Below are 25,171 nucleotides of genomic sequence, written 5' to 3'. Positions count from 1 at the left end.
TCGACGATGGACGCGGTAGCGCCGTTGTTGATGTAGTAGATGTCGTCACCAGCACCGCCTTCCAGTGTGATCGTCGGGGCGGTGTGATCCGGGCCGACGGCGAAGGTGTCATTGAATGCCGAACCAATGACGGTTTCGACGCTGGTCAGGGTATCCCCCTCCGCATCCCCGCCCCACCCCGCCATGCCTGTGCCAAAGCGGACCTCAACGTTTACTCCGGTGGCCGAGGTCGAGTAATCGACCGTATCGGTACCGGTGCCGCCATCCAGCGCATCCGCACCGGCACTCCCCATGATCACATCATCACCACCCAACGCATTGATCTCGTCATCACCGCTGGTACCTGTCAGCGTATCCACGCCGTTTGTCCCGTCTATCACTGCCATTTCGACTTCTTCCTTGCCATGTTGTTGAACCAGATACCTGCCGCCACAACGACCTGCAAACGCAGGTCACAGACGAATCTTTCAATAAACGAAGCCTTGGCGGTTTATCGACACAAACGACACCAAGCTTGAGCTCACCACTGCAAAATCTGTAACGCCACCGACACAAACAAAACAGGCGACCGAAGGCCGCCTGAATAGAAAGTGAACGTCAATGCTGGATCAGTTTGGCAACCAGCCCTCGGCCCAGTAGTTGAGGTTGTTGCCTTTGAGCATGTAATCGCGCAGCACTTCCTCACGCAGTGCATCACCCATGCGGTAGCTCGCATCAGGGTCGGACAGGTGCATGCGGATTGCCTCAAGCCACTCCTCGGTGCTATTGCTCACGACCTTGGTGCAGGGCAAATAGCCGCGATAGGCTTCAGTGTCGGTGCAGATCACCGGGTAACCGCAGGCGCCGTACTCCAACAGGCGCAGGTTGCTCTTGCAGTCGTTGAAGATGTGAAATTCCAGCGGCGCCAGTGCCAGATCGAGGTTCAGGCTGGCCAATTTGGCCGGATAGGCCTCCAGGCCGATGCTGGGATGGAACTCATGGACAAACGGACGCAAAGCCGGCGGACACATGCCGAAGAACACCCATTCGACTTCGTTGGCCAGCAGGCGTACCACGTCCGCAATGATCGCCAGGTCTCCATCATGACTCGTCCCGCCGCCCCAACCCACGCGAGGTTTGCGAGAGGTGCGGCGCTGACTGGTGAGCCCGGTCCAGAGGTGCGGCGCAAGCATGTTCGGGACGACCCGGATATCGTGATGCATGTCCCGCAATGCATCGGCCAAAGGCTGGGTCGAGACCACAACCCGATCACACAGCCCTATGCCACGGCGCACTATTTTATCGACCCCGACCTCGGCCTTGCGCAGATGCGCGTTTTTTTTCGGGACATCAATCACATAATCGTCAAGTTCGAAGATGCGCAAAGCGTTCGAACAGTTTTTGACTCGCTCAACCTCATCGACCGCATTCTGGCTATAGCGCCCCTGCAACACGATCACGTCGGGGGAGCACCGTTCAAGGTCAATGTCTGTCGGCGTGTGATAACTCAGGTGCCCCACCACGCGCCCGGCCGCCTCCAACTCACGGAACGGCTGGGCAACCCGGTAATGGCCCACTGCAGTGGTATTGATTGGAATCGCCAGAATCTTTGGCAAAAGCTGACGCGAGAACGGGTCCCAACCATCCTTGAACCCCGGCTCCAGACTGAAGTTGCTGGTGCCCAGACTCAGATTAGGGTTGTAGGCCGGATCCCTGGCGATCACCGGCAACCATCGCTGGTAAAAACTTTTCTGCTCGGCCTGCAACACCCTGGGAGCTGGACTGAAGGCAGAGGATGGAACCACTCGCATCAATTCGGCATAGGGAGTCCACACCACCAGGTATCCGCTTTGCTTCACGCGCAGGCAAAAGTCAGCGCCATTGAGTGCTTGCGCCAGATTTTGCTCGTCCAGGCCGTGCAGATCATCAAAAACCTTCTTGCGCACCAGCAGGCAATCGATGCCCACGGCACTGAAGTTCTGCACTGTCTGCTGGCGCTGCATGTAACCCGACGTGTTGAGTGGCTCGCCACGATTGGGAATACCAATGACACCCCGCAACCCCAGCACCTGGGCCGTTCCCTCGATACGCCCTTGCGGACTTACCAGCCGACCGCCGACCACGCCGACTTCCGGACGCTGAGCGTGGTTGAGCAACTCGTCGAGCCAGTCAGGATTGACGACGATGCTGTAGGGACTGAGAAACAACAAATAGTCACCACGGGCGTGGCCGGTAGCGAAGTTCTGCACTGCCGCCAGATTGTCGCCATGATCACAGTGCAACACCCGAAGTTTGTCACTGCCCATTTGCTCCATGGCCGACAGCCAGTTGCAGGCATCAACAGCAGTGCTGCCATTGTCGACAATGAGAACTTCATAACGTTGGCAGGCGGTTTTCTCCAACAAACTTTCGACGCAACGCTCCAGGGAACTCAGTTCATCGCGGGTCGCAATGATGATCGAGACCATGGCCGGCTCATCATGCAGGTAGTCCACACGATTGATCATCGGCTGGCTGCCGGAGCGAATCCGGTGCGGTGCACCGAGCCGCTGCAGATGCGCGGCCAGCACTCGAGGGTTCTGCTCGATAATCTGCGGCTGCGTCAGCCACTGGGAGAGACGCAGAGCAGACTCCACGAGAATTTCAGCAATATGCCCGATCGCATGCGGCCCGTTACTCTCCACCAGTCGCCAGACCAGATCATGCACACTCAGCTCGCCAAAACCGTGTTGCATGCCACCCAGCTCGATCATCCGTTGCCGCTGCAGGGCCAGCACGCGGCCGACATAGGGATAGCTGCGCATCAGATCCAGGTTGAAGTCCGGCTTGAACACCGGCTCGACCGAGACGTCATCACGCAATCCGCCCTCGTCACTGTAGAGGCAGCGCACGTCAGGCATTTCCACCATGCGCTCTGCCAGCAACAGTAAAGCCAGTTCATTCAAGCAATCACCCGCGCGAACCAGATAGATCCAGTCTGCATTGTCCAACTGGGCCAGCAGGCGATTGAACTGGGCAACCGGCTCATCATCCAGGTGCATGTGACGCACACCGTCGCATGGCTCGTGCTGCAATTGGGACAGCACTACCACTTGCTCGGCGGCGTAGGTCTGATGACGAATGCTCTTGAGTGTCTCTTCCAGCGCCGGAACATCGCCGTCGCTGTCGAGAACAATCGGCACGATGCGCGGACGCCAGCTCCAACCCTGCAAACGGGCGTCGAGCAAACGTTGCTGGGCCGGTTTCAAGCGACGGCACGACAGCCATTCCCGGTACATGTCGGCAAAGCTGTCGCACTCGACGCCTACCCGGGTACGCACCATCGTTTGAATGAAGCCCAGTTGCCGGCCCAGCGCGGTTTCTTCCCAGGCATAGGCGTGCCCTTCAACCGCATCGGCCAGCGCCATATAACGCACCCAACCCGGCGCAGGCGCAGGCTCACCACTGCGCAAGGCAAGCATTTGCTTGAGCCAGTCGAGCTCTGTCATGACCGCAGCCTTGACTGGCGCCTGATTGCTTAGCCGCGCCGGATGCAAACGCTCAAGGCTCGACACCTGACTCACCACCACCAGATTGCCACGCCGTAGCAGACAGGCGAACAAGGCGAAGTCCAGACGAGCAATAAAACCTTCGCCTATCTGGGTCAGGGCCGGCAAATATTCCAGTGCATGCCGGGTCCGCAACAACGCCGCGCTGAGGCCACTGAGAAAATTGACCGGACTGCTTTCCAGAATGCCCAGCAGATCCTCCCCCTTGAACAAGGTGACACCCGTGGAAAAACAGCAATTTTCCACACGGTCGGAAAGCAGGATGTAATCACCGTCGTAAAACTGCCGCTGGCCGATCACCAGGTTGACGTCGTCGTGATCAATGAAGCCGGCGATCTGCTGAGTGATGCATTCAGGGAGTAGCTGGTCGTCGTCGCACAGCAACTTCAGATAATCACCGCTGGCCTCTTGCGCACAGGCCATGAGGTTGGCCTGAAAACCCAGGCGCCGCGGATTGCGCACATAGCGCAGGCGAATCGAGACAGGCACCTCACAGGCATCGACGATCTCGCGGACCTCGTCACCGCCGCTGTCATCGCAGACGATCACTTCAAGATTGGCGTAGGTCTGACTCAGCGCGCTTTGCAGTGCCGTCTGGAAGAACTGCGGGTTGAACGCGGGGATGGCGATGGTGACAAGAGGTGCTGGTTTCACGGCGGGAGAACTCGCGAGCGGCGGGAGCTTACTTCAACGAAGTGAAACTCCCCGAACCGCTGAATAAAGACGGTTTACACTCGGCAGTCGCAAGCCTTCGCGAGATCATCGCGAAGGCCCTGACTCAGACTTTGTTGAACAGCCCCAACTGAGCAATCTTGCTGAACGCCAGTTGCGAGGCCTGCAGCATGGTCTGCTGCAGAGTCAGGCGGGTCATCACTTCGGCCGGATCGGAATCGCGAATGGCCGATTGGGTCTGGGTGTTGGCGAGTGCCAGACTCTGGTTGATATCAGTCTGTGTATCCAATGACGAACCGCGACCGCCTACAGAACTGATACCTGAGGCCAGTTGATCCATGCCGCTGGACAGGTTGCCAATACCGGCAGCGACGGCAGCGTTCATTTGTTGAATGGCAATCGGATTATTATTGGTTGGCGTCGACAGCGCTGTTTTCAGCTGGCTGACGGTGTCCAGAATGTTTTGGGTCTGGTGCGTATTGACCGCCACCGAGAACTGATCGCCTGCACCCGGCGTGCCGGCCATGGTGAACGAGACACCTGACGCTGTCGCGGTCGTACCGGCCATGGTACCGGTGGACACCGGTTTACTGTTGGCGGTCAATGGCGCGGCATAGAGTTCGAAGTTCGTGGCACTGGTGAACTTGAGAATCGCCCCGCCGCCCGGGAAGCTTGCGTGGTAGTCGGTGCTGTTGGTCACAGAGGCGCCTGTCACCAGTGCGGCCGACGGGTTGCCCGGGCTGCGCGAAGTGTTAAAGCTGTCCGGCGTGGCTGCCAGCGTGAAGCTGTGCCCGGTGATCACAGTCCCCGGGACATCCCCCGCTTGCAGGTTGATGTTCAACTTCAGATCAATGCCACGAAAACTGACCGTCTGTGTGGCCGCACCACTGGTGGAACTGAACACGCCGTTCTGACTGGCCTCGGCGGTGACATCATTGCCTAACGAGTCAGTAATTTGTAGCTGCGTGCCGCTGACGAAATTCACGGTATAAGGCTCGCCGCTGCGGAACTTGGCGTTGTAGGTGACATCGGATTCGACCTGACCGTTGGACAACACCACACGACCGTCATCGACCGCAGGCGCGGTGAGTGTGGTCTGAGTCCGGGTGGTGTTGATCGCTTGCTGGAACACATCCCAACCGGTGCTGTTGGTGGCCATTGACTGGGTATCGCCAATCGGCAGATCCAGCGTGACCTGATCACCGTTGTAGGTGTAGCTGCCATCGGTGTTGCGGGTGAACGGCACCACATCGCCCTTGGAACCGGCGAAGATGTATTTGCCGTTTTCATCCTTGGTGTTCATCAGGCTAAGCAGTTGCTCTTCAATCTGCCCCAGTTCGGAAGCGTTGGCCTGACGGTCGCCATCGGTATAACCAGCGTTACCGGCGCCCAGCGCCAGCTCTTTGGCGCGTTGCAGTACGTTGCCGATGCTGGTCATCACCGCTTCGGTCTGGCCAAGGGTGCCTTTGATGGTGGTCATGTTGGCCGAGTACTGATCAAGCATCGAAGCCTGTTGACCCAATTGCAGCAGACGCGAAGCGCCGACCGGATCATCCGCCGCGGTATTCACACGAACCAGGCTGCTGGCCTCTTCGCTGCTCTTGACCACGTTGGAAAAGTTCTTCTGATAGTTGGCAGCAGAGGATTCGTAAAACTGGGCGGTAGAAATGCGCATGGGCTACGACTCCTTAAAGACTGTTGATCAGTGTGCTGAAGATTTCCTGCGCAGCCTTGATGATCTGCGAAGACGCGGTGTAGTACTGCTGATACTTGACCAGGTTGCCGGTTTCCTCATCGAGGTCGACACCCGACAGCGAATCGCGAGCCCCTTTGGCGTTAGCCAGAATCGCTTCGGTGGCAGCGCTGTCGAGCTTGCCCTGAGCGGCCTTGGCGCCAACACCCTCGACCAGTTTGCCGTAGGCGTCGTTCAGGGAAATACCGTTGCTGGCCGAACCCGTGTCCACAGTCTGCTTGGTCTGAAGGCCGGCCAATACGGTGCCGTTACGGTTGTCCAGAGAACCTGGCTGGCTCAGCGTCACGTTGATCGCCGTCGAGGTTGCCGGCGAGCCTGCGATGGTCATGTCGAACGTTGCATTCCGCTGCACGACTGGCGGTCCCGGATCATTGATCGCGGCGCCGCTGGCGTCGACCAGCGGAATGCTCAGGCTCAGCGTATTGCTCTGGCCGGGCACGATAGTGCCGCTGCTGAGCGGGTTACCTTGGGCGTCGAGCATCTGGTAAGTCTGAGTCGTGCCACCGGCCGCACCGAACACGATTTTGACCGGCGTCGAAGTCTTCAGGCCATTCTGGATCGTGGTGGTGGTCGCCGTGTCGTAGACATCGAACTTCGTGGTCAGGGTCGGTTGGCCGCTGGCCGGAATCGTCAGCGTGCCGCTGCCGCCCGCAGCAATGGCCGCGCCCAACGGTGCCGCGATGGCCAGACGCTTGGAGTCGGTCATCTCGGTCTTGATGTTGGTCGCCGCGTTGCGGGTCGGGGTGATCTTGAATGTGTCGCCAGCGGCTGCGGTGCCACCGGAAAGTGTCATGGAGAAACCGTCGATCACCGGTGGCGGCGTGGTCAGCGTGCTGAACGCGCCCATGGCGGTGCCTTCAGGCAGGCGCTGCACGGTGTAGTTCGTGGCGCTGGTGAAGGTGACCTTGTAATCGTTGATGGTCAGCTTGCCGCTGTCCTCGATGCTCACGTCGAAGTTGCCTGAGCCGGCGCTGTTGCCGACCGTGGCAACGCTGCGCTGAGCCATTTGCGCGGCACTGTTGATGCTGTTGAACAGGTTCGAACCGAAGTCACCGTTCTTGTCGATGCCCTGGGCCTGGACGGTGTTCATCTGATCGGCAACGACCAGCGCCACGCGACCCAGCTCGTTCATGGCCGGGTCCAGCACGGTGCTGCGATAACGCAGCAAGCCGCCCATCTCGCCACCGGTCACCACCGAAGTGATGTCGATGGTGCTCGAACCGCGATTGAGCTGAATGGCCGAACGCGACGGGTCGTCTTTGCTCGGCACCACTTCCAGCTTGCTGGCGGTGCTGCCCATGACCAGCGGCTGACCGCTGCCCAGGTAAATATCGAGGTTACCGTCACGCTCGATCACTTGCGCGCCGGTGAAGGTGGACAACTGGCGCACGGTCTCGTTGCGCGCATCGAGCAAGTCGTTGGGCTGGCCGCCAGCGTTGGAAATTTCGGAGATTTTCTGGTTCAACTGGGCCACGGTGGCGGCCAGTTTATTGACCTGATCGGCCATGTCCGCCAGGTTGCCGTTGACGTTGGCGTTCTGCTGCGTCAACTGGCTGGAGATCGAGTTGAACCGGTTGCTCAGGGCTTGCGCATCGCTGAGCAGCAGCTGGCGGGAAGCATCGTCGCCCGGTTTGGCGTTGACGTTCTGTACCGAGGCGAAGAACTTGGTCAGGGCGCCATTGAGCCCGGTGCCGCTGTCCGACAGCAACTTATCGAGCGGGCTGATCTGCCCGGCGTAGGCCGCCGAGTCACTATTGAGCGACGTGGTGGTTTGCAGCTGCGCATCGAGGTAGCTGTTGTACACCCGACGCACATCGGCCAGGGTCGTACCGGTGCCGATGTAGACATTGCCGAACTGATTCGAGGCCTTGGTGCCCTGCACGGTTTGCTGGCGTGAGTACCCGGAGGTGTCGGCGTTGGCAATGTTATTGCCGGTAGTCATCAGCGCGGTTTGGCTAGAGGATAAACCCGACATCCCGATATTGAGCAAACTCATGGTTCAAACCTTATACCTTGTGCCTATAAAGGCGTGGTGGAAGCGCCCGCCGCAGCGTAGTTTTGGTAACTCGTCATCTGCTTGGCTATCTGCGAAATCTTGCTTGCGTAATCCGGGTCGGTTGCATACCCGGCTTTTTGCAACTCGCGTACAAACTGTTCTGGGTTATCGGCCGACTTCAGCACATCTTGATAGCGATTATTGCTTTGCAGCAGCGTCACAAGGTCATGGAAGCTGTCCTTGTAAGAGCCGTAGGAACGGAACTCGGCCGTCTCCTTGACCTTCTCGCCATTTCTGAATTCGCTGGTGATCGCCCGCGCCGAATCACCCTTCCAGTTACTGCTGGCCTTGATACCGAACAGGTTGTGACTGCTGCTGCCATCCTGAGCACGCATGACCGATTTGCCCCAACCGGTTTCCAGGGCCGCCTGAGCCACCAGGTAACGCGGATCGACGCCGATGCGGTCGGCGGCTTCCTTGGCCAGCGGCAGCATGGTGTTGACGAATTCGTCGGCGGAACTGAAGGCTTTCTTCGCCGGTGCCAGGGGGATTTGCGCCATGGCACGACCATAAATCTGCAGGCGCCCGCTGGAGGACGTATCCGTTTGCGAAGCCAGCCAATCGCCGTTGTACAGGGGCCCGGAACCGGCCTTGGTGCTCTGCGGCAACTGGATGTTGTTCTGCACCGTTGTGGCGGTTGTTGCAGCGGTCGATGCCGACGGCACCAATCCTGCGAGCAAGCGGTCGGCCAGTTTCGGCGGCAGTGCCAGACGCCGCTGATTGATCAGCGCCATGTCATTGCGATGAGCACCCTCGCCCGCACTTGTCGACGCCTTCACCGAGCGCGAAGCCCACAACGGGCGTTCACCATTGAGGCGCGACAGCGGCCCGTTGGTGGCGACCGTACCGGCGGCAATCGGTGTTTCCACGGCGGCTTTCGCGGCAGCTTGCTTGGCGGCAGACGCCGCTGCGGCCTCCCCCGGCGCCATCGGTTTGTTCTTCGACATCTGGCGCATCAGCACGTCCGCCAGGCCAATACCGCCGCCTTCACGGGACATGGAAACAGCCAACTGCTGGTCGTACATTTCCTGGTACTGCTTGGCCGCCGGCGTATTGAGCGGATTGTCCTGGCCCAGCGCTTCGGTGGCCGAGCGCATGGACTTGAGCATTTCACCAAGGAACAGCGACTCGAATTCCTGCGCCACTTTGCGCATGTTCGCATCGCTGTTCTTGTCGCCGACCTTGAGCTGGTTAAGACGGTTCAGGTCCGAGTAGGAACCCGAGTCGCTGCTGCTGACCAGACCACTTTTGCGCATATCCATGGTCGCCGTCCTCAGATCACGATCAGGTCGGCTTGCAACGCGCCGGCCTGCTTCAGCGCTTCGAGAATCGCCATCAAGTCACCCGGTGCCGCGCCGACCTGGTTCACCGCACGGACGATTTCGTCGAGGGTGGTGCCCGGGCCGAACTTGAACATCGGCTTGGCCTCTTGCTGAGCATTGACCCGCGAGCGCGGCACCACCGCTGTCTGCCCGTTGGACAGAGGGCCGGGCTGGCTGACGATCGGGTCTTCGGTGATGGTCACGGTCAGGCTGCCGTGGGTTACGGCGGCCGGGGAAACCTTGACGTTCTGGCCGATCACGATGGTGCCGGTGCGCGAATTGATGATGACTTTCGCCACCGCCTGACCCGGGTCGACTTCGAGGTTTTCGAGGATCGACAAATAATCGACCCGCTGGCTCGGATCGAGTGGCGCAGTCACGCGAATCGAACCACCGTCGATGGCCTGGGCAACACCAGGGCCAAGCATGTTGTTGATCTTGTCGACGATACGCTTGGCGGTGGTGAAGTCCGAACGGTTGAGGTTCAGGGTCAGACTGTTGCCCTGATTGAAACCGCTTGGCACTGCACGCTCGACCGATGCACCGCCAGGAATGCGACCGGCCGACGGAACGTTGACGGTAATCTTCGAACCGTCACGACCTTCGGCATCGAAACCGCCAACCACCAGGTTGCCCTGAGCGATGGCGTAGACGTTGCCATCGATACCTTTGAGCGGCGTCAACAGCAAGGTGCCGCCGCGCAGGCTCTTGGAGTTACCGATGGAGGCAACGGTGATATCCACCTGCTGACCCGGCTTGGCGAACGCTGGCAAGTCGGCACTGATCGATACCGCCGCGACGTTCTTCAACTGCACGTTACCCGAACCCGCCGGCACCTTGATGCCGAACTGCGAAAGCATGTTGTTGAAAGTCTGCAGGGTGAACGGGGTCTGGGTCGTCTGGTCGCCGGTGCCGTTAAGCCCGACCACCAGGCCGTAGCCGATCAATTGGTTGGAACGCACGCCGGAAATACTGGCGATGTCCTTCAGCCGCTCGGCTTGAGCATCGAAGGCCACGGACAGCAACAGAGCGCCCGCTATGAGGCTTTTGAAATTCAACATAGCCACCTAGAAAGGGAATAGCGGGCTGAGGAAGAAACGGTCGAACCAGCCTGGCTGACTCGCATCGGCAAACGCGCCGGTGCCCGAATAGGTAATGCGTGCATCGGCGACGCGGGTCGACGACACGGTGTTGTCGGTGGCGATGTCATCGGCGCGAACGAGGCCGGCAATTCGCACCAGCTCGTCACCGGTGTTGAGGGTCAGCCACTTCTCGCCACGCACGGCAATGATGCCGTTGGGCAACACGTCGGCGACGGTCACGGTGATCGAGCCGGTCAGGCTGTTGCTCTGGCCGGACTTGCTGTCGCCCTTCGTTGAGCGGTCGGCGCTGTAGCCGGCGTTCAGACTCAGGTCGTTGCCACCGATCGGGTTATTGGTGGTCAGGCTGGAGCCGAACAACGAGGTCAGGCCGATCTTGTTATCGCTGTTCTTGTCCATCTGCGAGTTGGCGTTCTTGCTCGCCTGGGTGCGCTCGTTCAGGGTAATGGTGATGATGTCACCGACCCGGAACGCCTTGCGGTCGCTGTACAGGTTCTGTTCGAAACCGGCCTGGTAGATCGAGCCGTTATTGGCGGCAGCCGGCAGCGGCGTGCGCGGCAACACCGGGGCGTAGTAAGGGTCATTGGGCTTGGGCGGCGGAGCGACGCAGCCCGCGAGCACGACGACCCCACTCAGTGCCAGAACAGATACAAAGCGATTCATGACCCTACCTCACGGTGTTGCAGACGACCTCATGGCCGCCTCATAGACTTGATTACAGATTCTGCGTTACGAACGAGAGCATCTGGTCGGCGGTGGAGATCACCTTGGAGTTCATCTCGTAGGCGCGCTGAGTGGTGATCATGTTGACCATCTCTTCAACGGTGCTGACGTTGGACGTTTCCAGGGTGTTCTGCAGGGTGGTGCCAAAACCGGCGAGGCCCGGGGTGCCGACTTGCGGCGCGCCACTGGCAGCGGTTTCCAGGAACAGGTTGTTACCCACCGCTTGCAGACCGGCCGGGTTGATGAAGTCGGCGGTTTGCAGGTTGCCGATCACTTGGGAGGCCGGGTTGCCGGCAACGGTGATGGACACGGTGCCGTCACGACCGACCGTGAAGGTCTGGGCATCGTTTGGAATGACAATCGCCGGCTCCAGGGCGAAGCCGCTGGCGTTGACGATCTGGCCATTGGAATCCAGGTGGAACGTACCGTCACGGGTGTAGGACGTGGTGCCGTCCGGCTGCAGAATCTGGAAGAAACCGCGACCGTCGATGGCCATGTCCAATGGCTGCTCGGTGGTTTGCAGGCTACCGGCCGTGAAGTTTTTCTGGGTGCCGACGATGCGCACACCGGTACCCACTTGCAGACCCGACGGCAATTCGCTGTCCTGGGTCGACTGGGCGCCTGGCTGACGCTTGATCTGATACAGCAAGTCCTGGAACTCGGCGCGGTCACGTTTGAAACCCGTGGTCGATACGTTCGCCAGGTTGTTGGAAATGGTGGTGAGGTTGGTGTCCTGGGCGGACAGACCTGTTTTGGCAACCCATAGAGCCGGAAGCATTCGATTCTCCTCGTGCGCCTGTTTTACGGCGCGACGTTCTGATAATTAGCTGATCTGCAAGACCCGAGCCATGGCCTGGTCATCGTCTTTGGCGGTGTTCATCATCTTGATGTGCAGCTCGAACTGCTTGGCCAGCGCCAGCACCGAGGTCATTTCTTCCACGGCATTGACGTTGCTCGACTCAAGGAACCCGGACACCAGTTTGACGTTGGCATCGGCCTGCGCCGGCTTGCCGTCCTTGGTGTGGATCGAACCGTCCAGGCCTTTGGTCATGTTCTTGAAGTCCGGGTTGACCAGTTTGATGCGGTCGACTTCCGCCATCACCCGCGGGCCTTCGCCCATTGCACGGATGCTGATGGTGCCGTCTTCGCCGACTTCGATTTGCTGCTCGGGCGGCACGGCAATCGGCCCGCCATTGCCTACCACCGGCATACCGTTGCCGGCACGTAGCACGCCCAGCGCATCAACGTTGAGGCTGCCGGTGCGCACGTAGCTTTCGCCGCCGTCCGGGTTCTGCACGGCGATCCAGCCATTGCCTTGCACCGCGACATCGAGGTCGCGACCGGTTTCCACCAATGCGCCAGGGGAGAAATCGGTAGCCGGACGTTCGGACAGGGCAAACGCACGCGCCGGAAAGCTGTCACCAAACACCGGCATCGAACGGGCCTGTTCCAGGTCCTTCTGAAAACCGTTGGTAGAGATGTTCGCCAGGTTGTTGGCATGAGCCTTCTGCGCCAGTGCATTCTGGCTGGCGCCGGTCATTGCCACATAAAGGTACTTGTCCACACTCTTTCCTCTGCATGCCGGACGTTTGCCGCCCACCGCTGTACTGCTGAGCCATAAGCAATTTGCAGACCAACTTTTTTCTGGCGGCACAGGGCCCGGCAAACAAAGGACTTGAGGGATTCAGAGAGAATTGGGGGAATGTGTCGAAGACGAAAAACCGGCGGTGTTATGCCGGTTGGCGGCAAGGCTTGACCAAGGTGTTGGCGGCGCTGACGCCTTCGCGGGCAAGCCCGCTCCCACAGGTTACTTTGTTGTTCACAAAATTGTGTGCACCGAAGATCCCTGTGGGAGCGGGCTTGCCCGCGAAGAGGCCAGCACAAACATCGCACATGCCTGTCATGACTCGGTCTTGCCGACTTCATACTCACGCAACTTATTGGCAATGGTGGTATGCGAAACCCCCAGCCGCTTGCCCAATTGCCGACTGCTCGGATGCTCGGAATACAAGCGTTCCAGCACCGCTTTCTCAAAGCGCCCGACAATCTCGTCCAAGCCGCCCTCAAGGGAAAAATCGCCAAGCGGCTGACGCACGCCGTAGTCCGGTAGACGAATGTGCTCGGCTTTGACGGTCCCGCCGTCGCACAAGGAAACTGCCTGGAACAGTACGTTTTCCAACTGCCGCACATTACCCGGCCAGTGATAGTGACTGAGCCGCTCCATCGCCGCCGGCGCCAGTTTCGGCAGCGGACAACCGATCTGCCGACTGGCCTGATCGAGGAAGTGCTCCACCAGCGGCGCCAATCCGTCGAGGCATTCGCGCAGCGGCGGGATGTGCAACGAAAGCACGTTCAAGCGATGGTACAAATCCTGGCGAAACTCACCGCGTGCGCACAGCTCGGACAAGTCCACTTGCGTTGCGCAGATCACCCGCACATCCAGATAGACCTCTTCATCACTGCCTACACGACGGAAGCAGCCGTCCTGCAGAAAGCGCAGCAATTTCACCTGCAAGCGCGGGCTCATTTCGCCGACGCCATCGAGAAACAACGTACCGCCCGCCGTCAGCTCCAACAGCCCGAGCTTGCCTTCGGCCCTTGCCCCTTCGAAGGCGCCGGGGCCGTAGCCGAACAGTTCGGTCTCGGCCATGGACTCCGGCAGACCGGCGCAGTTGAGCGCCATCAGCGGTGATTGCCCACGCGGGCTCGCCAGGTGACAGGCCCGCGCCAACAATTCTTTGCCGGTGCCGGTTTCGCCTTCTATCAATAGCGGTGCATCCAGCGGCGCCATGCGTCGCGCTTCGCGAACCACCGCCGCCATCACTTTCGAGCTCTGGAAAATGCTGTCGAAGCCACGCAACTCCTGCTTACGCACGTTATAAATGCGCTCGCCCACCCGGTCCGCCCGGTGCAACGTCAACACCGCACCGGCCATGGCCTCGCTTTCGTCATGCTCCGACTGCAGCGGCGCGATGTCGGCGAGAAATACGTCGCCCTTGACCTTCACCCGCAAGCCGTTGATCCGCGACTTGTTGGCGCGCACCAGTTCCGGCAAATCGAAATCCTCGGCGTACCGCGACAGCGGAATCCCCGGCACCTCGTCCACCCGCACCCCGAGCAACTGCGCCGCCGCACGGTTGGCCGCGACGATGGAGCCACCCATGTCGATCGACAGCACTGGAAATTCCAAGGCACCGAGCAAGGCATTGAGCTCCATATGCCGACGCTCACTGGGCATCAGCCCTACGCGCTTGACGCCGAATACCCCGGCAATCGCCTCAAACTTCGGACGCAACGCCTGGAACTGAATGTTGATCAGGTTCGGGCAGTGCAGATAGATCGCATTGCCGTGCTCACCGCCCACTTCGCCGCGAGCGACGTTGATCCCGTACTCGACCAGCAGGTTGAGAATGTCGCGCAGGATACCGATGCGGTTCTGGCAGTGAACTTTGATACGCATATAAAGGCCCGTAACAGCGGTGATCGAGGCCCGGCGCAAGAAATTTTCTGCGTAGGCACTAAGTTAGTCGTCAAGATTATGTGACACCCGCCAGCCATTTCAAACCCGCAAATATCAATACTTGCGCCATAGCGGCCATTCCGTAACGAATACTTTACGAAAAGTGCGGATTTTTCCTACTATCACCGCGGTTCACCTGCTGCAACACCGCACGCCTTGGGGTATCTCTAGGTCTATAGCTGTACACACAACAAGAACGAATCCCCTAGCAGGAGAGCAGCATGAAGCAGACGCAATACGTGGCTCGTGAGCCCGATGCGCAAGGTTTTATCGACTACCCCGCCGAAGAACACGCGGTGTGGAACACGCTGATCACTCGCCAGCTGAAAGTGGTCGAGGGCCGTGCGTGCCAGGAATACCTGGACGGTATCGAAAAACTCGGTCTGCCCCACGACCGCATTCCGCAACTCGGTGAAATCAACAAGGTCCTCGGTGAAACCACCGGTTGGCAGGTTGCCCGAGTCCCCGCACTGATTCCCTTCCAGACCTTTTTCGAATTGCTGGCGAACAAGCAGTTTCCGGTGGCGACGTTTATTCGTACCCGCGAAGAGCTGGATTACCTGCAAGAACCGGACATTTTCCACGAGATCTTTGGCCACTGTCCGCTGCTGACCAACCCCTGGTTCGCCGAATTCACCCACACCTACGGCAAACTTGGCCTACAGGCTTCCAAGGAAGAACGCGTGTACCTGGCGCGCCTGTACTGGATGACCATCGAGTTCGGCCTGGTCGACACCCCACAAGGCCTGCGCATCTACGGTGGCGGCATTCTGTCTTCGCCCAAAGAAACCGTTTACTGCCTGTCGGACGAGCCTGAACATCAGGCCTTCGATCCACTGGAATGCATGCGCACGCCATACCGCATCGACATTCTGCAACCGCTGTACTTTGTCCTGCCGAACCTCAAGCGCCTGTTCGATCTGGCCCACGAAGACATCATGGGCATGGTCAAGCAAGGTATGCAGCTAGGGTTGCGCGCACCGAAATTTCCGCCAAAAGCTGCGTGAGCCGCCGTTTTTAGAATCAAGTGAGTCTGTCCGGAACCGACGCTTTGCTTTAGCGTGGTAACACTGACAGCCGACTTCCAATAATTCGATTTCAGGAACCCATCATGTCCACATTGAACCAAGCCCATTGCGAAGCCTGCCGCGCCGATGCCCCTCAAGTCAGCGACGAAGAACTGCCGATCCTGATCAAGCAAATCCCTGACTGGAACATCGAAGTCCGCGACAGCGTGATGCAGCTGGAAAAAGTTTTCCTGTTCAAGAATTTCAAACACGCGCTGGCGTTCACCAACGCCGTCGGTGAAATCTCCGAGGCCGAAGGTCACCACCCGGGCCTGCTGACCGAGTGGGGCAAAGTCACCGTGACCTGGTGGAGCCACTCCATCAAGGGCCTGCACCGCAACGATTTCATCATGGCCGCGCGCACTGACGAAGTGGCCAAAGACGCCGAGGGCCGCAAATAATGCATTTCGACGCCATCGGCCGAGTACCCGGCGATCCGATTCTCGGCCTGATGGAGGCCTATGCGCTGGACCCTAATCCGCGCAAATTCGACCTTGGCGTGGGTGTCTACAAAGACGCCCAGGGCCTGACGCCAATCCCCGAAGCGGTGAAGCTCGCCGAGCAGCACTTGGTGGAGCGTCAATCCACCAAGACCTACATCGGCGGCCACGGCAATGTAGCGTTCGGCAAGGTCATCAACGAGTTGGTGCTTGGCGCTGACTCGGCGCTGATCGCCGAACAACGGGCCGGTGCCACTCAAACGCCGGGCGGCACTGGCGCATTGCGCTTGAGCGCCGACTTCATCGCCCAATGCCTGCCGGGCCGTGGCGTGTGGTTGAGCAACCCGACCTGGCCGATTCACGAAACCATTTTCGCGGCGGCCGGGGTCAAGGTCAGTCATTACCCGTACGTGGGCAGCGATAACCGTCTCAATGTGGAAGCGATGCTGGCGGTGCTCAATGAAGCACCCAAGGGCGATGTGGTGCTGCTGCATGCCTGCTGCCACAACCCGACCGGTTTCGATCTGTCCCATGACGATTGGCGTCGAGTGCTGGACGTGGTGCGCAGTCGCGATTTGCTGCCACTGATCGACTTCGCTTATCAGGGTTTCGGCGACGGCCTGGAGCAAGATGCCTGGTCGACCCGGCTGTTCGCCGCCGAGTTGCCGGAGGTGCTGATCACCAGTTCCTGCTCGAAGAACTTCGGCCTGTACCGCGACCGCACTGGCGCACTGATTGTCTGCGCGATAACCGCCGACAAGCTGGTGGATATCCGCAGCCAACTGGCCAACATCGCCCGTAACCTGTGGTCGACGCCACCGGATCATGGCGCCGCCGTGGTCGCGACTATCCTCGGCGATCCAGAGCTGAAAAGCCGCTGGGCCGACGAAGTGGAAGCCATGCGTTTGCGTATCGCCCAGTTGCGCAGCGGCCTGGTGGAAGCGCTTGAACCCCATGGCTTGCGCGAGCGATTTGCGCACATTGGTGTGCAACGCGGGATGTTTTCCTACACCGGTTTGTCGCCGGAGCAGGTCAAGCAGCTGCGCGAGCATCACAGCGTGTACATGGTGAGCTCAGGCCGGGCTAACGTGGCAGGGATTGATGCGACGCGCCTGGACTTGCTGGCCGAAGCTATCGCTGAGGTCTGCAAGTAACACGACGCAATGGCGAGCTCCCTGTGGCGAGGGAGCTTGCTCCCGCTCGAGCGCGTAGCGGTCGCAAAAACCGCAACCGAGTTCTAACGCAAACAACTCATTGCCTGCATTGGGGCCGCTCCGCAGCCCAGCGGGAGCAAGCTCCCTCGCCACAGTAGGTCTTCGCCCCTGTAGACCTGTCTAGACAATCCCATCCGTCGCAACAATTGGATATAAAAGTCTTTTTGTCATTTCTCCTGCTGTATCCTGCGCAGGCTTTTTTAAAAGCGCGGATCTACCAGATCTATCAACAGACTTAGCGAGGAGCGCGAACATGCACGAGATCCCTAATCTCCCCTTCCCAAGCCTGCACGAAACTGAGCAGACAACCACGCAACAAGCCGGTGCCCAACAGCCCGAGACGAAAGAAGCACCTGAACGCCGCCAGGCCGACAGCGAAGACTGATACCTGCACGACCAGACCGTGTGGAAAGCGCTAATATGCGCTTTCCACACCGCCTGAACCTTGAGCCTTCCCCATGACCGATGAATTCACTCCTCCTTTTGATGAAGAGCTGCAGGCCAGCGTCCTGATCGGCACCGCCGAGAAGATGATCGAGATCTGGAACCGCCTTTCCCCCGAGAAACAAGCCGCCCTGCTGGCCCGCTTCGGTAGCGAAGAAAATGCCTTGGCCGCCCTGGTCACGACGCAACTGGTTGCCCCCGCCAAATCCTGATCATCCCCATCCGGGAAATAGTTTTACTTTTTCACGCCCCGCGACCGCCCGCGCCGCTATCATAAGCAGCCTATCTATCCTGCTGCCCCGTGGACCTTTTACCCATGTCAGAAACCCAGCGCCCCATGGCGGTCACGCTGCAAGTCGTTTCCATCGTCCTGTTCACGTTCATCGGTTACCTGAATATCGGCATTCCCCTGGCCGTACTGCCCGGCTATGTCCACAGCGACCTCGGTTTCGGCGCCGTGATCGCCGGGCTGGTGATCAGCGTGCAATACCTGGCCACCCTGCTCAGCCGCCCTTACGCCGGGCGCATCATCGATAACAAGGGCAGCAAACTGGCAGTGATGTATGGCCTTGCCGGCTGTGGCTTGAGCGGTGTGTTCATGTTGATTTCGGCCTGGACACAAAGCCTGCCCATGTTGAGCCTGATCAGCCTGTTGATCGGCCGACTGGTGCTCGGCAGCGCAGAAAGTCTGGTCGGCTCCGGCTCGATCGGCTGGGGCATCGGCCGGGTCGGTGCAGCGAACACCGCCAAGGTCATCTCCTGGAACGGCATCGCCAGTTACGGCGCGCTGGCGGTCGGCGCACCGCTGGGGGTGCTGCTGGTGAGTCAACTGGGTTTGTGGAGCATGGGCGTGAGCATCGTGCTATTGGCCGTTCTGGGCCTGGCGCTGGCCTGGCCAAAAACCGCTGCACCGATCGTTGTCGGCGAACGCCTGCCGTTCATGCATGTGTTGGGGCGCGTGCTGCCTCATGGTTGCGGCCTGGCCTTGGGCTCCATCGGCTTTGGCACCATCGCCACATTCATCACCCTGTATTACGCCACTCAGCACTGGTCCAACGCGGTGCTGTGCCTGAGCCTGTTCGGCGCCAGTTTCATCGGTGCGCGATTGCTGTTTGGTAACCTGATCAACCGCCTCGGCGGCTTTCGCGTGGCGATTGCCTGCCTCTCGGTGGAAACCCTCGGGTTATTGCTGCTGTGGCTGGCACCCGATGCCCATTGGGCACTGGCCGGCGCGGCGCTGAGTGGTTTCGGCTTCTCACTGGTGTTCCCGGCATTGGGCGTGGAAGCGGTCAACCTGGTGCCCGCCTCCAGCCGTGGCGCGGCGGTTGGGGCGTATTCGCTGTTCATCGATTTGTCGCTGGGGATTACCGGTCCGCTGGCAGGTGCGATTGCGGCTGGATTCGGCTTTGCCTCGATCTTCCTGTTTGCCGCATTGGCCGCTCTGAGTGGCCTGGCACTGAGCGTTTACTTGTACCGGCAAGCGCCGAAGCACCTTAATGAAAAGCACCGCGAAGAACGCGACGCCCGTTAGAAATCCACTTTGCCGCGTCCAGCCTTGATACTGCCGCGTTTGGTCTTGGATTCGAGCCGACGCTTCTTCGAACCGAGGGTCGGCTTGGTCGGGCGGCGTTTCTTTTCCACTTTGATGGCGCTGAGGATCAACTCGGTCAACCGCTCCAGCGCATCGGCGCGATTGGCTTCCTGCGTGCGGTATTGCTGGGCCTTGATGATCAACACGCCTTCGCTGGTGATGCGACTGTCACGCAGCGCCAGCAGCCGTTCCTTGTAGAACTCGGGCAAGGACGAGGCCGGAATGTCGAAGCGCAGGTGCACGGCGCTGGAGACCTTGTTGACGTTCTGCCCACCGGCGCCCTGGGCGCGAATGGCCGTCAACTCGATCTCGGCATCCGGCAGATGCACGTTGTTGGAAATCACCAGCATGGAAAAGCGTCCGTATTCAGAACAAGAAGGATACCGCGAATAGACAGAAGGAATGCGGCCCCTGTGGAAGCGTGGCTTGCCCGCGATGAACGATAACGCGGTATGCCTGATGAACCGCGGTGCCTGAATCGCGAGCAAGCCACGCTCCCACAGGGTTTTGTACGGAACCCAAAAATGACAAACCCGGCACATGGCCGGGTTTGTTGTTTCTGCGCTTTGCACTTACTTGGCAGCGGAACCCGCAGCCTGCAACGCCTGCTGGGCGCTGCGCTTGTTCTTGATGCCGTAGCAGACCCACATGAACGCGACCCACACCGGAATCGCATACACCGAGATCTGGATGCCCGGAATCAGCAGCATTACGCCCAGAATGAACACCACGAACGCCAGGCAGATGTAGTTCCCGTACGGGTACCACAGGGCCTTGAACAGCGGCGTTTGTTTGGTCTTGTTCATGTGCTGGCGGAACTTGAAGTGCGAGAAGCTGATCATCGCCCAGTTGATCACCAGGGTGGCCACCACCAGCGACATCAACAGTTCCAGCGCGTTTTGCGGGATCAGGTAGTTCAGCAACACCGCGATCAAAGTCACAGCGGCCGACGCCAGGATCGAACGCACCGGCACGCCACGCTTGTCGATCTTCGACAAGACCTTCGGCGCATCGCCCTGATCGGCCATGCCCAGCAGCATACGACTGTTGCAGTAAGTGCCGCTGTTGTACACCGACAGCGCCGCGGTCAGGACCACGAAGTTGAGGATGTGCGCGGCGGTGTTGCTGCCGAGCATCGAGAACACTTGCACGAACGGGCTGCCGCTATACGCGTCGCCGGAAGCGTTCAGGGTTGCCAACAAACTGTCCCAAGGCGTCAGCGACAGCAGGACTACCAGCGCACCGATGTAGAAAATCAGGATCCGGTAGATCACCTGATTGATGGCTTTCGGGATCACGGTTTTCGGCTTGTCGGCTTCAGCGGCGGTGAAACCGAGCATTTCCAGACCGCCGAAGGAGAACATGATGATCGCCATGGCCATCACCAGTCCGCTAACGCCGTTCGGGAAGAAGCCACCGTGGGACCACAGGTTGGTTACCGAGGCTTGCGGGCCGCCATGGCCGCTGACCAGCAGATAGCTGCCCAGGGCAATCATGCCGACAATCGCCACAACCTTGATGATCGCGAACCAGAACTCGGCCTCACCGAAGACTTTGACGTTGGCCAGGTTGATCAGGTTGATCAATACGAAGAACCCGGCTGCCGATACCCAAGTCGGGATATCCGGCGCCCAGTAGTGGATGTATTTGCCGACCGCGGTCAGCTCCGACATGCCCACCAGAATGTACAGAATCCAGCAGTTCCAGCCCGACAGGAAACCGGCAAAACCGCCCCAGTACTTGTGGGCGAAGTGGCTGAAGGAACCAGCGACCGGCTCTTCGACAATCATTTCGCCGAGTTGGCGCATGATCATAAAAGCGATGAAGCCGCAGATGGCGTAGCCGAGGATCATCGACGGGCCGGCGGATTTGAGCACGCCGGCCGAGCCGAGGAACAACCCGGTACCGATCGCGCCACCGAGGGCGATCAGTTGAATATGGCGATTTTTCAGGCCGCGTTTCAGCTCGCCTGAATGCGAGTTTTGTCCACTCATGAAAAGGTCTCACGCAAGGTTTGATGATGTTCAGTAGACGTTGCTGCTCAGTTGCGATTTCAAGCAGCGCCGATCAAACCCCAGCGCAGGCACCAGGAGTTCAGCGTTTTTACGACAGTCATGCGTCACCTGTTTGTTTTTATCTGTGACGAAATCGAACCCGACACGCTCGTGACGCGGCGGAGTGAACAAGGCGGATAGCCTTGAGGTTTGCGCGATTGCGCAGAAGGTCACAGTTAAAACGCGGCGCATTGTACACCTGTAACCCCCTGCTGCCAGACACCGCTGGATCAGCGCGTCGGTTGCCGGGATTGCCTGTGTCCGCCTCGAGGGTCTCGGGCGACTGCAAAAATTGAGTCAGACCTTTGCAGGTCATTGATAAGGGCAGCGGAAAAATCGCCCTTTGGGGAGAGATGGAGATGAGTCACGGCGTTCATTGCGCCTCCTTCTTGTTATGCACCTGCACGACAGGCATGGGGCGCATCTCACCCTTCATACGCTGCTGAAACAAGCGTGCCAGAGCCCTTGAAGACTATAAATCCGGCGGTTGGCGGAAGGTTTTCCTTACAGACCTTTCCTCAGCAGCATTCCATGGAGTTTGAGACGGGTTTTCGTAACGTTTTATTTACAAGTCGTAACGCAAGTTTTCCAAATCAGATCCAGAAGACCACTGACTGTAAATTGACGATAGGAAGCTTCCTAAGGAAATGTCCTGCTTAGTTTTCTGTTTTTTATTAAGAAAACTGGCTTTCGAAAAATGGAATAAATAGTTCAAATGAAAATTGTTTAATTATTTTTTTGCATTTTAAAAACCTGTGAACTAGGTTTTCAGCGACTTGCCGAGCCGCATCGACCGGCACGTTGACGCGCTCTTCAACGAGTGAAAAGCACGCCGTTGTTCTTACCGAAGCTGTTCTTACCGAAGAAGTCATCTAGGAGATTCACCATGCAAGCACTGGACAAAGACTTGGACACTGAACTGCAACTGGACGATTGGTTTGAAGCACCGACCCATGATGCCGCCGTCGAAATGATGCAAGCCGACGCGGTTGTTCCGTTCGGCACGGCGATGTGGCCTCTGTAAGACATCCCGGCAGGCATGATCCGGCCGGTCGTGCCTGCCACTTTCTCGGTTTGTCAGGGAGGACTACATGGATAAGCAACGCGCCATCTCGCATTTCCTTTACTACCTCGAACATCACCCTGCCGTTGCCGGTATCAACCCGGCGAAGGTCTTGCTCGGCCATACCGCTGATTACGAGGCACTGACCGGCGCTATCGCCGAACAGGCCAACAGCCCACGGTTCAGCTTCAGCGCGATGCGTCTGGACCTCGAACCCACCCAATTGCTGGCCCGGGCGATTACCGACAGCGATCTGTACATTTTCTTCTACGACTCTTCCACCCTGCCCAACCCGCGTCCCGACGGCCCGGACTTTGTCCGCGCGCTGCAAGGCGTGATGGCGGAGAACTGGAAGAAGTCATTGCTGTTCAAGGATTACGGCGATTACTTCTACGACACCTTCAGTGTCACCCCGCAGCGAATTGCCGGGTTGAACAGCCATTTGATCCAGCGCATGTCCCACGCCACCACCCTGAGCTTCAAAGATGATCATGGGTCGTGGTTCGAAACACCCTTGAGCAGTATCAAGAAGTGGACCGACATCAACGGTATCGGCAACTTCGATCTGGCGCCCGGCGAGATCGCTACTCATAGCGAGGCCATTAATGGGCGGGTGAAGTTTATGGGGACTTTCCTCAGTACGATTCCATTTGCCCGCAAGTACGGCGTATTGGCCTCACCCCTGGAGTTGTGGATCGAGAACTCGACCATCAGCAAAATCGCCACCGATGTGCCGGGGCTGGAACATGACTTCAACAAGTACCTGGACGCCAATCCGTCCAATCGGCGAATCGAGGAGTTGGGGATCGGCACCAATGAAGGCGTGAAAGATTTGTATGCGCGCAATGCAGGGTTCGAGGAGCGCCATTGCGGCTTGCACCTTGGGCTGGGCGGTGGCGCCAAGGGCAGCCATCATTTGGACCTGATCTTCTCCGGTGGCGTGTTGGCGCTGGATGATGACCCGCTGTTTGATGGACGGTTTGTGTTTTAAGCAACACCTAACCCTGTGGCGAGGGAGCTTGCTCCCGCTCGGCTGCGCAGCAGCCGCAAAACCTGCCGACGCGGTTTACCAGACATAACGAGGTGAATGGTTCTGGGGCCGCTTCGCGACCCAGCGGGAGCAAGCTCCCTCGCCACAGGTTCACCTGCTTTCTGAAAACCGGTTTGCCAGACAAAAAAAACGCCATCCCGAGGGATGGCGTTTTTCATGCAGCGCTTACCGATTACTCAGGCTTGCGACGACCAAAGCCCGGACGCTGGCCGGAACCGGCTGGCGCGCCGCGGCGTTTGCCCGATGGCGCGTCACGGTCGACCAGCACGATGCCTGGGCGTTTCTTCGGAGCTGGCTTGGCCGGGCGCTTGGTATCGGCCGGGCGGTCTGCCACGGGCGTACCACGACCGGCAGGCGCGCCGCGATCGCTACGACCACCGGACGGAGCACCACGGCCTTCGCCACGTTCAGTGCGACCGTTGGCCGGACGTGGCGTACGTGGGCCGCGCTCGCCATCAGCACGAGGTGCTGCTGGCTTGCGGGCCGGACGTTCGCCTTCGATGTGCGGTTCACGGGAATCACGCGGAGCAACAGCTGTCTGGCCACCGGCTGCTGGACGCAACGTACGCACGCGCTCGGTCTTGCCCATCGGACGCGACGATTTACGCTGCATGCGATCAAGCTTGTCTTTGCTCTTGGCGTTCATTTGCGGCATCGCCACCGGCGTCAGGCCGACCTCGGCACTCAGAACATCGACTTCGTACTGGCTCATTTCGCGCCAGCGGCCCATCGGCAGGTCGGAGTTGAGGAACACCGGACCGAAACGCACGCGCTTCAGGCGGCTAACCACCAGACCTTGGGATTCCCACAGACGACGGACTTCGCGGTTACGACCTTCCATCACCACGCAGTGGTACCAGTGGTTGAAACCTTCGCCACCCGGAGCCTGTTTGATGTCGGTGAACTTGGCCGGGCCGTCTTCGAGCACCACGCCTGCCTTCAGGCGCTCAATCATCTCGTCGTCGACTTCGCCACGTACACGTACCGCGTATTCACGGTCCATTTCGTAGGATGGGTGCATCAGGCGGTTGGCCAATTCACCGTCGGTGGTGAACATCAGCAAACCGGTGGTGTTGATGTCCAGACGACCGATGTTGATCCAGCGACCTTCTTTCGGGCGCGGCATCTTGTCGAACACGGTCGGACGACCTTCAGGGTCGTTACGGGTGCAGATTTCACCGTCGGGTTTGTTGTACATGATCACGCGGCGTACCGACTCGGCGGCTTCTTCGCGCTTGATTACCCGGCCATCGATGGTGATGGCGTCATGCAGGTCGACGCGCTGGCCGAGGGTGGCGTCTTTGCCATTGACCTTGATGCGGCCGTGGCTGATCCAGGCTTCTACGTCACGGCGCGAGCCGACGCCGATACGGGCGAGGACTTTCTGCAGCTTTTCGCCTGCAGGGCCGATTTCCTGGTCGTCTTTCTGGTCGTTGATACTCATCTGGGCACCTCCCGGTGTGGTCTGTTCAGGCTTTTGCCTGAAGCGATGTAAATCTGGGTACTTTTTGAAGAACTTGGGCGAAGCGATCGCCGAAGGGTCGCGAATCATACGCTCATGGAGACGTTCGCGC

Annotated in this window: 21 protein-coding genes; 8 read left to right on the top strand and 13 right to left on the bottom strand. The window is 59.2% G+C overall.

Annotated elements, in window-relative coordinates; translation table 11 throughout:
- The 10 genes from ACZ3HH_RS18430 to ACZ3HH_RS18385 form a co-directional block, all read right to left on the bottom strand.
- A partial coding sequence (locus ACZ3HH_RS18430; RefSeq protein ID WP_465806517.1) for a calcium-binding protein occupies positions 1 to 386 on the bottom strand: 386 nt, incomplete at its 3' end.
- A gap of 222 nt (positions 387 to 608) precedes the next feature.
- Positions 609 to 4,181, bottom strand: a complete 3,573-nt coding sequence (locus ACZ3HH_RS18425) for a glycosyltransferase (RefSeq protein ID WP_465806515.1) — start codon at positions 4,179 to 4,181, stop codon at positions 609 to 611.
- A 124-nt stretch (positions 4,182 to 4,305) separates the two neighbouring features.
- The gene (locus ACZ3HH_RS18420; protein ID WP_465806513.1) at positions 4,306 to 5,874 is read right to left on the bottom strand and encodes a flagellar hook-associated protein 3; all 1,569 of its coding nucleotides are present in this window, start codon (positions 5,872 to 5,874) and stop codon (positions 4,306 to 4,308) included.
- A 13-nt stretch (positions 5,875 to 5,887) separates the two neighbouring features.
- Positions 5,888 to 7,948, bottom strand: coding sequence for a flagellar hook-associated protein FlgK (gene flgK / locus ACZ3HH_RS18415; protein WP_465806511.1), 2,061 nt, complete (start codon positions 7,946 to 7,948; stop codon positions 5,888 to 5,890).
- Between the two features lie 23 nt (positions 7,949 to 7,971).
- On the bottom strand, positions 7,972 to 9,270 hold the full coding sequence (gene flgJ, locus ACZ3HH_RS18410; RefSeq protein WP_465806509.1) for a flagellar assembly peptidoglycan hydrolase FlgJ: 1,299 nt from the start codon (positions 9,268 to 9,270) through the stop codon (positions 7,972 to 7,974).
- An 11-nt stretch (positions 9,271 to 9,281) separates the two neighbouring features.
- Entirely contained in the window at positions 9,282 to 10,391 is a 1,110-nt protein-coding gene (locus tag ACZ3HH_RS18405; protein WP_465806507.1) for a flagellar basal body P-ring protein FlgI, read from the bottom strand.
- Positions 10,392 to 10,397: 6 nt separating this feature from the next.
- A complete protein-coding gene (gene flgH / locus ACZ3HH_RS18400; protein ID WP_123360246.1) occupies positions 10,398 to 11,093 on the bottom strand; it encodes a flagellar basal body L-ring protein FlgH in 696 nt (231 codons plus the stop codon).
- 52 nt (positions 11,094 to 11,145) lie between these two features.
- Positions 11,146 to 11,931 (bottom strand): flagellar basal-body rod protein FlgG, encoded by a 786-nt coding sequence (gene flgG, locus ACZ3HH_RS18395; protein ID WP_008011001.1) that lies wholly within the window; start codon positions 11,929 to 11,931, stop codon positions 11,146 to 11,148.
- A gap of 45 nt (positions 11,932 to 11,976) precedes the next feature.
- Positions 11,977 to 12,717, bottom strand: coding sequence for a flagellar basal body rod protein FlgF (locus ACZ3HH_RS18390; protein ID WP_465806504.1), 741 nt, complete (start codon positions 12,715 to 12,717; stop codon positions 11,977 to 11,979).
- Positions 12,718 to 13,053: 336 nt separating this feature from the next.
- Complete coding sequence (locus ACZ3HH_RS18385) at positions 13,054 to 14,613, bottom strand: sigma-54-dependent transcriptional regulator (protein WP_465806502.1); 1,560 nt, start codon at positions 14,611 to 14,613, stop codon at positions 13,054 to 13,056.
- A gap of 281 nt (positions 14,614 to 14,894) precedes the next feature.
- Here ACZ3HH_RS18385 and phhA point away from each other — a divergent pair, with 281 nt between their 5' ends.
- The 6 genes from phhA (at position 14,895) to ACZ3HH_RS18355 (ending at position 19,369) form a co-directional block, all read left to right on the top strand.
- Positions 14,895 to 15,680: a phenylalanine 4-monooxygenase gene (gene phhA / locus ACZ3HH_RS18380; RefSeq protein ID WP_465806500.1), complete on the top strand. Its 786-nt coding sequence runs from the start codon at positions 14,895 to 14,897 to the stop codon at positions 15,678 to 15,680.
- A 104-nt stretch (positions 15,681 to 15,784) separates the two neighbouring features.
- Positions 15,785 to 16,141: a 4a-hydroxytetrahydrobiopterin dehydratase gene (locus tag ACZ3HH_RS18375; RefSeq protein ID WP_007938547.1), complete on the top strand. Its 357-nt coding sequence runs from the start codon at positions 15,785 to 15,787 to the stop codon at positions 16,139 to 16,141.
- Positions 16,141 to 17,334, top strand: a complete 1,194-nt coding sequence (locus ACZ3HH_RS18370) for an amino acid aminotransferase (RefSeq protein ID WP_465806497.1) — start codon at positions 16,141 to 16,143, stop codon at positions 17,332 to 17,334. Before ACZ3HH_RS18375 ends, ACZ3HH_RS18370 begins: the two co-directional genes overlap by 1 nt.
- A 313-nt stretch (positions 17,335 to 17,647) precedes the next feature.
- On the top strand, positions 17,648 to 17,779 hold the full coding sequence (locus ACZ3HH_RS18365) for a hypothetical protein (RefSeq protein ID WP_007902501.1): 132 nt from the start codon (positions 17,648 to 17,650) through the stop codon (positions 17,777 to 17,779).
- Positions 17,780 to 17,852: 73 nt separating this feature from the next.
- On the top strand, positions 17,853 to 18,050 hold the full coding sequence (locus tag ACZ3HH_RS18360) for a hypothetical protein (protein ID WP_465806495.1): 198 nt from the start codon (positions 17,853 to 17,855) through the stop codon (positions 18,048 to 18,050).
- 104 nt (positions 18,051 to 18,154) lie between these two features.
- Positions 18,155 to 19,369: an MFS transporter gene (locus ACZ3HH_RS18355; protein ID WP_465806493.1), complete on the top strand. Its 1,215-nt coding sequence runs from the start codon at positions 18,155 to 18,157 to the stop codon at positions 19,367 to 19,369.
- On the opposite strand, the gene arfB is transcribed toward ACZ3HH_RS18355, so the two are convergent.
- Positions 19,366 to 19,779: an alternative ribosome rescue aminoacyl-tRNA hydrolase ArfB gene (gene arfB / locus ACZ3HH_RS18350; protein WP_157714241.1), complete on the bottom strand. Its 414-nt coding sequence runs from the start codon at positions 19,777 to 19,779 to the stop codon at positions 19,366 to 19,368. The two genes, ACZ3HH_RS18355 and arfB, sit on opposite strands and share 4 nt — an antisense overlap.
- Before the next feature lie 222 nt (positions 19,780 to 20,001).
- Entirely contained in the window at positions 20,002 to 21,423 is a 1,422-nt protein-coding gene (locus ACZ3HH_RS18345) for an amino acid permease (protein WP_465806490.1), read from the bottom strand.
- Positions 21,424 to 22,369: 946 nt separating this feature from the next.
- Between ACZ3HH_RS18345 and ACZ3HH_RS18340 the strand changes: the two genes are divergently transcribed.
- Positions 22,370 to 22,507, top strand: coding sequence for a hypothetical protein (locus ACZ3HH_RS18340; protein WP_038979531.1), 138 nt, complete (start codon positions 22,370 to 22,372; stop codon positions 22,505 to 22,507).
- Positions 22,508 to 22,574: 67 nt separating this feature from the next.
- Positions 22,575 to 23,537, top strand: coding sequence for a M29 family metallopeptidase (locus tag ACZ3HH_RS18335; protein ID WP_465806488.1), 963 nt, complete (start codon positions 22,575 to 22,577; stop codon positions 23,535 to 23,537).
- Between the two features lie 232 nt (positions 23,538 to 23,769).
- Here the strand turns inward: ACZ3HH_RS18335 and rluB are convergent, their stop codons facing one another.
- Complete coding sequence (gene rluB, locus ACZ3HH_RS18330) at positions 23,770 to 25,041, bottom strand: 23S rRNA pseudouridine(2605) synthase RluB (RefSeq protein WP_465806486.1); 1,272 nt, start codon at positions 25,039 to 25,041, stop codon at positions 23,770 to 23,772.
- Between the last annotated feature and the right edge of the window lie 130 nt (positions 25,042 to 25,171).

The sequence above is a fragment of the Pseudomonas sp. PME37.24/025 genome, assembly GCF_055556615.1.
Note: the sequence above shows the minus strand (reverse complement) of the source record. Positions and strands in the feature narration are given on the sequence as shown.